The sequence below is a fragment of the Spiroplasma endosymbiont of Phycita roborella genome (genome assembly GCF_964031195.1).
In the GTDB taxonomy this organism is placed as follows: Bacteria; Bacillota_I; Bacilli_A; order Mycoplasmatales; family VBWQ01; genus Spiroplasma_E; species Spiroplasma_E ixodetis_A.
The window spans coordinates 91,184-105,495 of record NZ_CAXIQJ010000002.1 but is presented as its reverse complement, the minus strand read 5'-3'; the positions used below and the strand labels follow the sequence as shown (position 1 = coordinate 105,495).

Genomic DNA, 14,312 nt, shown 5'->3' with positions numbered 1-14,312 from the left:
GAGGTTAAAATTTATGTCAAGCAATAATTATAAAGTAACTTTTATTCGTGACGCTATACACAAAAATATTAATATCAGCGAACCCGTTATTCAGGCGTTAATATCTTGTAAAGAATTTCAAAGATTAAGATGAATTAATCAACTTGGTGGTGTCCAAATTGCTTTTCCTAATGCAACTCATACTAGATATGTTCATAGTATAGGTGTTTATCATATATTAAATCGTGTTCTTAGTGAAGTTGAAGGTTCTTCTTTATTAACTAAAGAGGAAAAAATAAACATTAAAATTGCTGGTTTATTACATGATTTAGGACACGGTCCTTTTTCACACACTTTTGAAAAAATCATAAACCTTAATGTTAATAAAAAAGAAAATTTTACTCATGAAGATTATACTTGTGCTATTATTAATGATAATAATACTGAAATTAACATGATTTTAAAACAATTTAATATTAATATTAATGCTATTATTGGTATCCTTAAGAAGGATTATAAAAATTATCCTAAATATCAAATTCAATTGGTATCATCACAATTAGATTGTGATCGTATTGATTATTTAATGCGTGATGGATATTTTACAGGAGTTGGTTATGGAAGTATTGATATTGATTGAATTATTACAAATATGATAATTGATATTAAAGAGGGTTTAGTTTTTTCATACAAGGCAATTTCTGCTATTGAAAATTATTTAATCACAAGGTTCCATATGTATTCTCAAGTTTATTATCATAAAAGTGGAATTCTTTTTGATCTTAATTTACAAAAATTATTTTCAAGAATAACTGAATTATATTTTGATAAAACTTATTCATTTAAAGTCAATATTCATGATTTTATTGCTATTTTTGAGGGAAAAAGCGTTGAAATACAAACATATTTAAATTGAACAGATGCTACTTTAATTAAGTTAATGCAAGATATTATTAATTTTGAAAACGATAATGAGTTAGTAAAAATATCAAAAGTAATTTTATTTTGTTTTAACTGAGAAAATGAATTGTTGTTATTAACAAGTCAAAATAACACTAATGTTATTGGGGTTAAACAAGATTTAAAAAATGTACTTTATTATTTTAAAAAAGATCCAATTATTATTAAAACAAAAAACGAAGAGTATATTACTTTAGAAAAAATCTCACAAATTTTGCAAGATCCAATTAAAGCACCAAATACAATTTATTTTTTAAAAAAGAAATAGAAATTTAAAACTGTTATAAAATGAGGTAATTATGAAAATTTTAAAATCAATTAATAAAGTTTTTGAGTATCCAAATATTTTAGATTTAACGCCAGGAGATTTTTACTTAAATTCACATGAGTATCACTTAGCAACGCAAGAAGTAATAGTGATATTGGGCGTATTAATTAATAAAGAAAAAATTGAAAATGCTATTAAAACTTTAAATTTTACTTGAATAAATTTTAAAGAAAAAGTAATAGTTTATTTTTCTATTTTTGCCTACCTTATAATAGGTAATGAATATAATGATTTAAAATCAGTTAAAATAAATCAAATTAAATTTAAAGATAATACGTTAAAAATTAAATTTAAAGAAACATTACTTACAATGATTAATAAGTTTCCAAGAACTTTGCATTTAACTAATATTTTGGGTAATGATAATGATCGCGCTAATATGTATGCAGTTAACGCTATTTTAAATATTAAAAAAGGGATTGGATATGATAATTTTCATATTACTCTTTTTTCAGTATATCAATCGTTAGAATTAAAACTAAAGCATTGTTTAAGAAAATATATTCAAGTTGAACCTTCAGCTAGTAAGAAAAAATTTAATTTTCATAATTTAATACGATTGATTAAATTAATTAGTACTACAAGAGTTGAAAGTGAGGAAATGAGTAAAATATTATTAAATTTAAGAGAACGTTTGCGTTATTTTGAACAAATTAATCCTGGTGGTCAAGCAGCAAGATATGAAGCTGAGATAAATCATAATTATTTTCATAATTTAAATTCGTATATAATTAATGAACAAGAATTACTAAGTAATTTTGTCAAGGCTTTAAGTTTATTACAAGAATTATATTTAAAATTAATAGAATTATATAAAGATGATAATACTAAAGTTAAAATGCAAAAAAAAATTGATTTAGAATTAGTTAAAGTTTCAGGAATTAAGATCGAAGATGATCCAAAAAAAATTAATGATAAATTAAGAAATGTACTGGATAATCAAATTTTTGGTAACTATCAAGAATTAATTGATTTAAATTACAATGATGTTGCTATTTTGGAATTTTTAATCAGAATTGGATTTATACAGTATGTTAATGATACAATTGAGCAACTTTTATAAAAAAGTATTTATTTTTATTTTTTTATATGATATAAATTAAATTTATGAGTATAATATTTTAGATATTGAAAGGGGTCTGAACTGTGGACAGTTATGTTATTAATGAACTCACTACTATTATTCTTGATGCAGTAGCATTTGCAAATTATGAAATAGAATTGAATCAAGTTATTATTGAAATTAATAAAAATAATGACTTAGGTGATTATTCTACATCAATAGCAATGATATTAGCAAAAAAATATAAACAAAAACCATTAGACATTGCTGAAATTATAGTTAAAAATATTCATCAGAAACACCCATTAATTAAAAAAATTGATTATATTACCCCTGGTTTTATTAATATTAATATTAATGTTGAAGTATTTAGTTTGTTATTAATGAAAATTATTAATGAGAAATCATTATATGGTCAATCTAATAAAAAAAATATTACTTATAATATTGAATTTATTAGTGCCAATCCAACCGGACTTTTACATTTAGGACATGCAAGAAATGCGGCTATTGGTGATAGTTTAGCTAATATATTAGAACATAGAGGATATAATATAGTTAGAGAATACTATATTAATGATGCTGGTAATCAAATTAATGTTTTGGCCAATTCAATTTTCATAAATTATCAAAATCTTTGTGGCAATGCTGTTGAATTACCAAAAGAAAGTTATCGTGGTTCTGAAATTTTAACTGCTGCACAATCATTTTTGAAATTAAATGGTAATAAATTTGCAAATAAACCTTTTGATAAAACCTCTTCTTTAATTTTTAAAGAATTTGGTATTAATTATATGCTTTCAGAAATTAAAAAAGATTTAAAAAAATTTAAAGTTAAAATTAATATTTGATTTTCTGAATCATTTTTATATAAAGAAAATATTATTTCTAATTTAATCAAACAATTTGAAATGCAAGGCAATACTTATCAACTTGATGGTGCTATTTTTTTAAAAACTACTTTATTTGAAGATGATAAAGATCGTGTAATTGTTAAGAAAGACAAAACTTATACATATATGCTTCCTGACTTAGCTTATCATCATATTAAATTTCAACGTAGTGATGTGTTAATTAATATTTGAGGAGCAGATCATTATGGCTATATTCCACGAATTAAAGCAGGATTATATATCATTAATAATGATGCCACTAAACTTGATATTTTATGTATGCAAATGGTAAAGGTTATTGATAATGGCAAAGAACAAAAAATGTCAAAAAGAGCAGGAACATCAATAACTTTAAGACATATGATAGATTTAATTGGAAAGGATGCTTTACGTTATTTTTTAGTATCAAGATCAGTTGAATCACATCTTGATATTGATTTAGCACTTGCTAAACAACAATCTAACGAAAATCCTGTTTATTATGCACAATATGTTCATGCACGTATAAATCAAATTATAGAGAATTATCCAAAATTTGAAATTGCAAATAGTATTAATTTATTAACAGAACAAAAGGAAAAAGAATTATTGATTACATTAGATGAATATATAATTATTTTGCAAAAAATTGAAAAACAGCATCAACCGCATTTACTTACAAATTATATTCAGAAATTAGCTAAGTTATTTCATTCTTATTATAATAAACATAAAGTTATTAGTGAAGATCAACAATTAACAATTCAACGATTAACATTAGTTTTAGCAATAAAACAAATAATGGCCAATGCTTTAAATTTAATTGGTGTGGATGCGCCTAAAAAGATGTAAAAAATATATTTTTTATTATTTATAATATACAATTTAGAAGGTGATTAAGAAATGCAAAACAAACAAACATTAGTAGAAGTAGCATATAGTTTTTTATGCAAAAAGAAAAAAAGCAGTTTTAATGAAATTTGAACACATGTTAAAAAACAATGTAATATTTCTAAAGAAGATGAAGAAAAAATTGCTGGTGAACTTTATACTGGAATTATTTTAAATACCAATTTTTTCTTAAAAAATGATAAACTTTGATATCCACGTAATGAAGTCTCATTAGAGGAAATTAAAGAACATATGACAAGAGTAGAAATTCCAAGTAATACAAAAGACGAAATTGATAGTACTGAAACAGTTACAGATAATGATGAAACTATAGATTTAAGTGAAGACGTAGAAGATGAAGATGATGATTTAGATACCATTAGTATTAAACCATTAGAAGATAGTTATGATGATGAATAATAATGATATTATTAATTAATATTTAGGAGAAAACTAATGAATTCAAAGTATATATTTATTACTGGTGGTGTTGTATCATCTTTAGGTAAAGGAATTACAGCAGCATCGCTTGGGCGTATATTAAAGCAAAAAAATATTAAGATTTTTATGCAAAAATTTGACCCTTATATTAATGTTGACCCAGGTACTATGAGTCCTTATCAACACGGTGAAGTATATGTAACTAGTGATGGTGCTGAAACTGATTTAGATTTAGGTCATTATGAACGTTTTATTGATGAAAATCTGACTAGAGATTCCAATATTACTGCCGGAAAAGTATACCAAACTGTTTTAAAAAAGGAACGTGATGGTTTTTATGAAGGGAAAACTGTACAAGTTGTACCTCATGTTACTGATGAAATTAAAAAACATATTTTTAATTCCGCAATTAATAGTAAGGCTGATGTTATTATTACCGAAATTGGTGGAACAGTTGGTGATATTGAATCATTAGCTTTTATTGAAGCCATTAGACAAGTTAAAAACGAAAAAGGTCATGAAAATGTTATTGTTATTCACACTACATTAATTCCTTATTTACATTCGGTTGGTGAATTTAAAACGAAACCCAGTCAACATTCAGTAAAAGAAATATTATCATTAGGTATTCAACCTAATATTTTGGTTTGTCGTAGTGAAACTATGCCACCTGATCATATTTTTGATAAATTATCTTTATTTTGTAATATTAAACGCAGTCATGTTTTAGCAATTCCTGATTGTGATAATATTTATAAAGTGCCATTATCTTTAGAACAACAAAAAATTGATGAAGTAGTTTCAGAATTATTAAAGTTAAATAAAACTAAACCAGATATGTCAGAATGACATGCAATTGTTAAAAAGTTAGATAATATTAATCAAGAAGTTACTGTTGGTATTGTGGCAAAGTATTCGAATTTAAGTGATGCTTACTTATCAGTAATTGAATCATTGAAAATTGCAGGTTATAGTCTTAATACTAAAGTTAATTATAAAATTATTAACGCCGAAAGTTTAGATAGTAAAAACATTAATTCTATGCTTTCCCCTTTCCAAGCAATAATTGTTCCTGGTGGCTTTGGTAATCGTGGTGTTGAAGGCAAAATCAATGCAATTAATTATACTCGAGTTAATAAAGTTCCTTTCTTGGGATTATGTTTAGGTATGCAGTTAGCTTGTATTGAATATGCTCGTAATGTATGTAATTTACAAGATGCTAATTCTACTGAATTTAATGAAAAAACTAAAAATCCTATTTTTGATTTATTACGTGGTAAAAATAAAAATGATCAAATTGGGGGAACTTTAAGATTGGGTAATTATCCAACCACTTTAATTAATGATTCATTAGCAAAATCTCTTTATAAACAAACTATTATTATTGAACGTCATCGTCATCGTTATGAATTTAATAATAGTTATAAAACATTACTTGCAAAAAATGGATTAATTTTTAGTGGTATATATAATAAAGAAGATTTGGTAGAAGTGATTGAGTTGCCAAAAGAAGTACATCCATTCTTTATTGCAAGTCAGTTTCATCCTGAATTCACATCAAGAATTAATAAACCAAATCCTTTATTTTTAGGATTAATTAAAAGTATTATTAAAAAATAATGATTAAGTAAGAAAATTTAATTTTAAAATTGTTATAATTTTTATGAATTGTATATTCTCAAAATATATATGCAACTAGATTTTTTATGAAAATATATAATATAAGGTTATAATATTTTAAGAAAGAAGGAAAAGAAATGAATAAATTTGTTAGTGCAAAAAATATGATTGATAAAGCAAAAGCAGGTAAATATGCCGTTGCTCACTTTAATATTAATAATTTAGAATGAACAAGATCTATTCTTGAAGTTGCACAAGAAACTAAATCATCTGTTATTTTAGGTGTTTCAGAAGGTGCTATTAAATACATGGGTGGATTTAACACAGTTGTTAGTATGACTTTAGCGTTATTGAATGATTTAAATATTACTATTCCAGTGGCATTACATTTAGATCATGGTCAATCAATAGATTCTTGTAAGAAAGCATTAGATGCTGGTTTTAGTTCAGTTATGTTTGATGGTTCTCATTTAGATTTTAATGAAAATATAAAAGGTACCAAAGAAGTAGTTACTTATGCTAAGAAAAAAAATGCATCTGTTGAAGCAGAAGCAGGTACTATTGGTGGTGAAGAAGATGGAGTTATTGGTAGTGGTGAGATTGCTAGTGAGGAAGATTGTAAATCATTAGCAGCTTTAGGAATTGACTTTTTAGCAGCCGGAATAAATAATATTCATGGAAAGTATCCTAAAAATTGAGATGGTTTAAATTTTGATGTGTTAAAAAATTTATCAGTAGCTTCAAATAAGCCAATGGTATTACATGGTGGTTCTGGAATTCCAAAAGGTCAGGTTAAAAAAGCTATTAATTTAGGAATTAGTAAAATTAATGTTAATACTGAATTACAAGAAGTATTCGCCGCAGCTATTGAAAAATATGTTACGGAAGGAAAACTTAATGAAGATAAAGGGTTTGATCCTAGAAAAATTTTTAAGCCAGGAATGGAAGCAATTAAACTTAAAGCTAAAGAATTATTAACAGAATTTGGTTCATTAGGAAAATCTTAAAAAAATGGTCATATTAGTAATAATATGACCATTTTTAAATAATTTTCCTTAAATTAAGATAAATTTCAAATATGAAAATTACTTTTATTATCAATAACTTGTGATATTTTTTCATTACTTAAAATATCAATTATTACTTCGGCCTTAATAGCAACTTTCGCGTCTAACATATGACCACCAATTACGTTAAAATTATCATCACCAAAAGTAGTATGACAATGAATAATTGGTTTATTTCTATCTTTTTCATCTCAAATGATTGTTCCAATTGTTGATAACAATTCATATTGTTCAAGAAAAGTTTTTTTTACATAATCAGTACTTTTTTTAGGAATGTAGCCTAAAGTGACATTAGTAATAGCACCAATCATTTGGAATTGTGCCATTCCTATGTTTTCTTTAATAGCAAATTGCTCTAAAGTTTTAATAATCATTTCATCTTTTTCAATAATTAATGCATACTTATTTCCGATCATTTTTTTAATTTTCATAATAAGAATCTCACCTTTCTTTTAGCAGTATTTTAACATATTTATTAATAGCAATAATGATTAAAATTGATTATTATAGGAAAAAAATATTTTTCTTTTTGTAATAAAAATTATTTTAAAAAGAAAATATATTAATTTTAAAATTAATAGGTATAATAAAACTAATATTTAAACTAAGGAAGTGATAAAGTTGAAAACTAATGGTTTAGTAATTGCTATTGGTAATGATCATACCGCTTATGAATTTAAACAACCAATTATTAAATTTTTATATACAGAAGGCTATCAAATTTTAGATTTAGGAACAAATAGCAGTGAACCTGTTGATTATCCTAATTTTGGTTTTAATGTTGCAAATGCTATTGTTAGTAAAAAAGCAGATTTTGGTATTGTAATTTGTGGTACTGGTATTGGTATTAGCATTGCTACCAATCGTATTAATGGTGTTCGTTGTGCTCTTTGCTATGAGGAAGAAACAGTAAGATTGGCAAGACTTCATAATGACGCTAATGTTTTAGCACTAGGTGCTAGAATTATTTCTGATTATAAAGCAGTAGAACTTGTGAAATTATTTTTAAATACTAAAACAAGTGATGAAAAAAGACATCAATTAAGAGTTGCAAAACTAAAATAATTTTACTATTAAATTATTAAAGAGAGGATGTTTAAAAATGGATAAATCTTTTAATAAAGGTCTTGACCCAGAATTAAAAAAAATTGTGAAAGATGAATGACAACGTCAACAAAATCATATTGAATTAATAGCTTCAGAAAACTATGTATCACCAGCTGTACTTACACTCGCTGGAACAATATTAACTAATAAGTATGCAGAAGGTTATCCGGGCAGAAGATATTATAATGGTTGCGAAAATGTTGATAAAATTGAAAATTTGGCAATAGAGCGTTTTAAACAATTATTTAATTGTAGTCATAAACCAGGTCAATGTAAAAAAGGTAATTTTCATGCTAATGTACAACCTCATTCTGGTAGTCAAGCTAATGCTGAAGCATATGCTGCTATATTACGTCCAGGTGATACTATTCTTGGTATGGAACTTGATGCCGGTGGTCATTTAACTCATGGTTATAAAATTAATTTTTCTGGTAAAATTTATCACGGTGTTAATTATGGTGTAAGTAAAAAGGATGAATATTTAGATTATGATGAAATTTTAAAAATTGCTAAAGAATGTAAACCAAAAATTATTGTAGCAGGAGCTAGTGCTTATTCAAGACTTATTGATTGATCAAAGTTTCGTAAAATTGCTGATACTGTTGGAGCATATTTAATGGTTGATATGGCGCATATTGCTGGATTAATTGCTGCTGGATTACATCAAAATCCTATTTGTTATGCTGATATTACAACAACAACAACTCATAAAACATTAAGAGGACCACGTGGTGGTGCTATTCTTTGCACTGAAGAATTAAAAAAGAAAATTGATAGTGCGGTATTTCCTGGTAATCAAGGTGGACCATTGGAACATATTATTGCAGCAAAAGCACAAGCTTTTTATGAAGCATTAACACCAGAATTTAAAACTTATCAAATGCAAGTAATTAAAAATGCGCAAGCATTAGCAAAAACTTTTCTTGATGCAAAATTTCATGTAGTGGCGGGTGGAACTGATAATCATTTATTAACTGTTAATGTTACTAATATTAACGGTTTAAATGGTAAAGAAGCTGTTGATATTTTAGAAAAGATTAATATTGTTGCTAATAAGAATGGTGTTCCCTTTGATCCTTTACCAGCTGTTATTACTAGTGGTGTTCGTTTTGGTAGTCCAGCAATGACAACGAGAGGTTTTAAAGAAGAGCAGTTTATTGAATTAGGAAAGATTATTATTAGTGCTTGAAAATTACCTAAGGGTATTAATGATGATGGTTTACATGAATTAAGAAAAAAAGTTGATATACTTTTAAATAAATTTCCCATTTATGAAGATATAAAATTACCTCAATAATAAAATAATTATTTTACATTTGGAATATGAAAATAAGTTTTCTGTTAATTAACAGAAAACTTATTTTATTTTTTTGAATCTTTAATTTCTTTTATTTTTTCAATAAAATTATTATCATATTTAACCGAAGATTGTTCTTTAATAAACTTTATTAATTCCGAAACATCTTCATCACTAATTCATGGTGCTTGTAAGCGATTGATATTATTTTGTCCTGGAGCTAAAAATAACATATCGCCTTTACCTAATAATTTTTCTGCTCCAGCAGTATCAAGGATTGTTTTTGAATCAATTCAAGATGCAACTTTAAAAGCAATTCTTGCTGGAATATTATTTTTAATTACGCCAGTAATTACATCTACTGATGGTCTTTGTGTTGCTATTACTAAATGAATTCCTGCCGCTCGACCCATTTGTGTAATTCGCATGATTCCTTCTTCAACTTGCTTGCTTGCTTGTACCATTAAATCTGCTAATTCATCAATAACAATAATATAATAAGGTAATTTATCAATTTCTTGACTTATTTTTTTATTATAACTTTCAATATCACGATTTCCATTTTTTGCAAATAGTTGGTATCGACGCATCATTTCTAAAATTACTACTTGTAATGCTGCTGGTGTTTTGTTTGCTTCATTAATTACTGGAATAATTAAATGTGGGATATCATTATAAATTGCTAATTCTAGTCATTTAGGATCAATTAATATTAGTTTTATTTCATGAGGTTTGTATTGTAAGAGCAAAGAAATTAGTAAATCATTAATAAAAACGGATTTTCCTGAACCAGTATTACCAGCAATTAATAAGTGGGGCATTTCTTTTAATGAATGAAAGATGTAATCACCAGTAGTATTTCTACCAATACTAATTAATAATTTTTTATTTTTATATTTTTCGCTTATATTTTCAAATTGTTCTTGCATATTAATTGGAACAATATTTTTATTACTAACTTCAATTCCAATCATTGATTTACCAGCTATTGGTGCTTCGATTCTAATATTATTATTTGCTAAAACTAGTTTTAGTTCTTCTTCTAAGTTAGTAATTTTGTTAATTTTCATTCCTGAAGTGATTGAAACCTCGTATTTTGTTACTGTTGTACCAATAGTAAAATCATTTACTTTTCCTTGAACAGAAAATTCTTTAAATAACTGATTAATTTTTTCTTTATTTTCTAAAGCATATTTTTCATTTTCTTCTTGCTTTTTTATTAGATTATCTGATTTTTTAGTTAATTTTAATGTTGGTAAAATATATTTTTGATTAATTATAGTTTGTTCAGGAAGAAAAAATTTTGTTTTTACTTGATTATTATTTTGTTTTTCATTTTGATTAATAATTTTGTTTTGCTCTTTAATTTTTGTTTCATTATTTTCTAATTTTTGATTATTAATTTTGTTATTTTCTTGTAATAATTCCTTATTGGTTTCTATATCAAAGTTTATTTTTTCGTTTTTTACTTTATTGTTTGCTAAATTTTCTTTTGTAAATTGTTTAGTTTCTAATTTAGATTGCTTATTATTGTTTTTTGCTTGTTGTTTATTTATTTTTAGTTCTTTTTTTAGATTATTGATTTTGATAGTATTATTTTGTGCCAAAGTAAGTTTTTTTTGTTTTTCTTTTGCTTTTTCTAATTTATTAATTTTTTGCTCTTTTCGCTTAACTTTAAAATCTAAAATTGTTTCTTTGATATGATTTGAAATAGTGATAAATAAAATTAAGGGACGGTTAAAAAATAATCAACTAAAACAAATAATAATCATTAATATATTTAATATAAAATTAACAAAAAAAGTTGTGTAACCTAAAAATTCTAGTATAGTATTACCAATTAATCCACCAACAAGATAAGAAGGAAAGAAACTATCAATAGTTCAATTATTAAAGGAAATAGGTGATTTGAAAAATCCGTGATAGTTATTAAAAATAGTTGAATTTCATCAAGATTGATAATAATCATTAATTAAATTAATATGAAATTTATTATTAAATCAAATATTATCATAACGACTAATAATAGTAATAGTTTCAATTGTTCAAACGCAGCATATAATAGTAGTAATTATTGCTCAAACAAATGAAGCTTTAAATTTAAAATAATAATTAAAACAAAGTGGAATTAAAGATATATATAATAATATATAAATTAAATATTTACTTCATCCAAATAAAAAAGAAAATATAAAGTCGTCTAAAAATTTACCAATTGGTAGTAGTCGTAATAAACTAAAAGTTATTAATAACAATAAAATTAGAGTACCTAATAAGATACCAATTTTATTATTATTACTATTTTTAATTTGTTTAATTTTAATATTTTTAAAATCTTTCATAATTTTAAACTCCTAACTTTTCTATTTTAAATTTATTGGTTGAGTGATTGTATAAAAATAATATCATATATAGGGGTGTTTGTTACTACTTACTAACCATTTTAATAAATATTATTATGATGTGAACTATTAGTAATTTTTAATTATTTTTTTAAAAAATATACAATATATATAAATTAAAATATTATTAATATAAGGAATAAAAAATGATATTTGAGTAATTTTATTTTGTATGTGTTTAGTAGTGATAATTATATTGACAATTTTTTAAATATTATTAGTACTTTAATTGATTATATGGTTATATATAATAAACAATATCCATAGTTTAAATCTTGAAAAAGAATAAAAAATAAATTAAAAGAGAAAAGTAAAAATTAAAGATTGAAAGTGAATTAAAAAATGTATAATACTGAAATGAATAATAATGATTTAATGTTTATGATTATAGGTTTGCCTATAATAGTTATTATTATAGGAGTTATTATAGTTTGTGTAGTTACTTCAATTGATAGTAGTTTTAGAGTAGATGCAGTTAATAATGCAATTGAAAAAGAAATAAAATATTTTTTATTGAATAAAAATGATATAAATTATGTTTTTAAAAATGGTAATTTATATCAACAAATGAAAAATGAGGTAAAGACTGCAATAATAGATTTGAGATATAATAAATATACGTTTAATAAATCATATATTAATAGATCTGAAAATAAGATTAAACAAATACAACGTATTATTAATAAATATTATAAATTAGATAAAAAAAATATTATTGAAATTGATAATGAAGAAGTTACTAATAATATTATTTTAATAGAAAACAAAGAAATTGATAATGAATAAAATAAAGTTACCTAAATAACTTTATTAATAATATTATTGGATTAAATAATGACTTTGTTGTATTCTTATCTTATAACTGAGTAAATAATAAAATATTTTATTATTGAATTCATTTTAATTATTATTGTGCTTGGATTTTATATAGCATATTTTATTATATAAGACATTTTAATATGACTATTTAATGAAAAATTATCTATTTAAATTAGCAGTTATATTAATTTTTATTCAGTGTCGACTTTAATAATTTCAATTTTTGTTTTTTGTTTAAATAGTGTATTATTAATTTTTATAAAATAGATTTTAATATTATTTCAGAAAGTAAAAATTAAAGTAAATAATAAAACAGTAATAGCTCCTAGCGTCAAGCCAATAGTTAGAAATATAAAAGGATTACTAATTATATTACTAATTAATTGATATAAAGCAAAGACCAAGTTAATTAAAATAATTGTTGGAATAAGGATTAAACATAAATATTTGAAACCTTTATTTCATTTAACTCATGAATATTGATTATTAAATTCTTTTAAACTATCATAACATTTTCAAATAAGGATAACACCAATTAATTCACAAATACCAATAATCATTTGTCAAATACCAGTAACTCATATTGCGAGCCCATCAATTAAAGGACTACTATTATTAAAGCAGAATATTAAACCAAGCATAAAACTACTAATAATCATTATTAATAATGCTTGATAACGTTTAATACCATAACAACTAATTAGAGGATTAACAACGGCTTCAGCTATTGCTATTAATGAAGATATACCAGCAAAAAATACTGATAAAAAGAAAAGGAAAGCTAAAGTGTGACTTAAAAATGGAAGATGTGTTTGCTCAGTAATGATTGCAAAAACTTGTGGAAAAACTTGAAAAATTAAAGTTGGACCCGAAATAAATACTTCATCAATAGTTTTATGCTGATTATATGCAATTGCACCAATTCCTCCAAAAACAGTACATGTTGTTAATAAAGCAACAATAACAGTACCAACCATAATAATTAAACCTTTATTAGTATTACTAGTACCAATTGGCGCATGACTTGAAAAAATAATAATAACACCTGTACAAGTTGAAAGCATAAAGAAGGCTTGTCCAAAAGCATCAGTTCAAATGCTACTAGTTAATATTTTTTCACTATTAAAACTAAACATTGTTTTTAAACCATCTAGAGCACCAGGCAAAGTTAAAACGTAAATCATCATCATTAAAATCATGATAAATAGACTAGGAATAAAAATTTTATTTGCTAAATCAATTCCTTTAACAACGCCATCCAACAAAATAACACCAGTAATAATTCAAACCATAATTAAACTAATTAAAACTCAAATACTAATATTACCCAATTGACTAAAACTTTGTGGTACATCGTTGGAAGTTTGACCAATTAATTTATTTAAGAAAAATCCTTGTTGATTTAAACCAGGAAGAAAAGACATAACTATTGCCAATAATGATCAAGCGACAAGAACACTATAAAA

Annotated in this window: 12 protein-coding genes; 9 read left to right on the top strand and 3 right to left on the bottom strand. The window is 24.3% G+C overall.

Annotation, left to right across the window (positions count from 1 at the left end; all coding sequences use genetic code 4):
• Positions 1 to 13 precede the first annotated feature (13 nt).
• From AAHM95_RS01010 to fba, 6 genes are all read left to right on the top strand, one after another.
• Entirely contained in the window at positions 14 to 1,207 is a 1,194-nt protein-coding gene (locus tag AAHM95_RS01010; protein ID WP_342273851.1) for an HD domain-containing protein, read from the top strand.
• A 31-nt stretch (positions 1,208 to 1,238) separates the two neighbouring features.
• Positions 1,239 to 2,330 carry a HEPN domain-containing protein gene (locus AAHM95_RS01005; RefSeq protein WP_342273850.1) on the top strand — a complete coding sequence of 364 codons (1,092 nt, stop codon included), beginning with the start codon at positions 1,239 to 1,241 and terminating at the stop codon, positions 2,328 to 2,330.
• Between the two features lie 83 nt (positions 2,331 to 2,413).
• Positions 2,414 to 4,054, top strand: a complete 1,641-nt coding sequence (gene argS / locus AAHM95_RS01000) for an arginine--tRNA ligase (RefSeq protein ID WP_342273849.1) — start codon at positions 2,414 to 2,416, stop codon at positions 4,052 to 4,054.
• 51 nt (positions 4,055 to 4,105) lie between these two features.
• Entirely contained in the window at positions 4,106 to 4,513 is a 408-nt protein-coding gene (gene rpoE / locus AAHM95_RS00995) for a DNA-directed RNA polymerase subunit delta (protein ID WP_338961844.1), read from the top strand.
• A gap of 36 nt (positions 4,514 to 4,549) precedes the next feature.
• On the top strand, positions 4,550 to 6,154 hold the full coding sequence (locus AAHM95_RS00990) for a CTP synthase (protein WP_342273848.1): 1,605 nt from the start codon (positions 4,550 to 4,552) through the stop codon (positions 6,152 to 6,154).
• 137 nt (positions 6,155 to 6,291) lie between these two features.
• The gene (gene fba, locus AAHM95_RS00985; RefSeq protein WP_342273847.1) at positions 6,292 to 7,161 is read left to right on the top strand and encodes a class II fructose-1,6-bisphosphate aldolase; all 870 of its coding nucleotides are present in this window, start codon (positions 6,292 to 6,294) and stop codon (positions 7,159 to 7,161) included.
• 53 nt (positions 7,162 to 7,214) lie between these two features.
• Here the strand turns inward: fba and AAHM95_RS00980 are convergent, their stop codons facing one another.
• The gene (locus AAHM95_RS00980; RefSeq protein ID WP_338977998.1) at positions 7,215 to 7,652 is read right to left on the bottom strand and encodes a PPC domain-containing DNA-binding protein; all 438 of its coding nucleotides are present in this window, start codon (positions 7,650 to 7,652) and stop codon (positions 7,215 to 7,217) included.
• A gap of 205 nt (positions 7,653 to 7,857) precedes the next feature.
• Here AAHM95_RS00980 and rpiB point away from each other — a divergent pair, with 205 nt between their 5' ends.
• Complete coding sequence (gene rpiB / locus AAHM95_RS00975; protein ID WP_425289620.1) at positions 7,858 to 8,286, top strand: ribose 5-phosphate isomerase B; 429 nt, start codon at positions 7,858 to 7,860, stop codon at positions 8,284 to 8,286.
• A gap of 37 nt (positions 8,287 to 8,323) precedes the next feature.
• The gene (locus AAHM95_RS00970; RefSeq protein ID WP_342273845.1) at positions 8,324 to 9,625 is read left to right on the top strand and encodes a serine hydroxymethyltransferase; all 1,302 of its coding nucleotides are present in this window, start codon (positions 8,324 to 8,326) and stop codon (positions 9,623 to 9,625) included.
• A 65-nt stretch (positions 9,626 to 9,690) separates the two neighbouring features.
• On the opposite strand, the gene AAHM95_RS00965 is transcribed toward AAHM95_RS00970, so the two are convergent.
• Entirely contained in the window at positions 9,691 to 11,967 is a 2,277-nt protein-coding gene (locus tag AAHM95_RS00965; RefSeq protein WP_342273844.1) for a DNA translocase FtsK, read from the bottom strand.
• Positions 11,968 to 12,369: 402 nt separating this feature from the next.
• Between AAHM95_RS00965 and AAHM95_RS00960 the strand changes: the two genes are divergently transcribed.
• Positions 12,370 to 12,813, top strand: coding sequence for a hypothetical protein (locus AAHM95_RS00960; RefSeq protein ID WP_342273843.1), 444 nt, complete (start codon positions 12,370 to 12,372; stop codon positions 12,811 to 12,813).
• 224 nt (positions 12,814 to 13,037) lie between these two features.
• On the opposite strand, the gene AAHM95_RS00955 is transcribed toward AAHM95_RS00960, so the two are convergent.
• On the bottom strand, positions 13,038 to 14,270 hold the full coding sequence (locus AAHM95_RS00955; protein ID WP_342273842.1) for a sodium-dependent transporter: 1,233 nt from the start codon (positions 14,268 to 14,270) through the stop codon (positions 13,038 to 13,040).
• Positions 14,271 to 14,312: the final 42 nt, after the last annotated feature.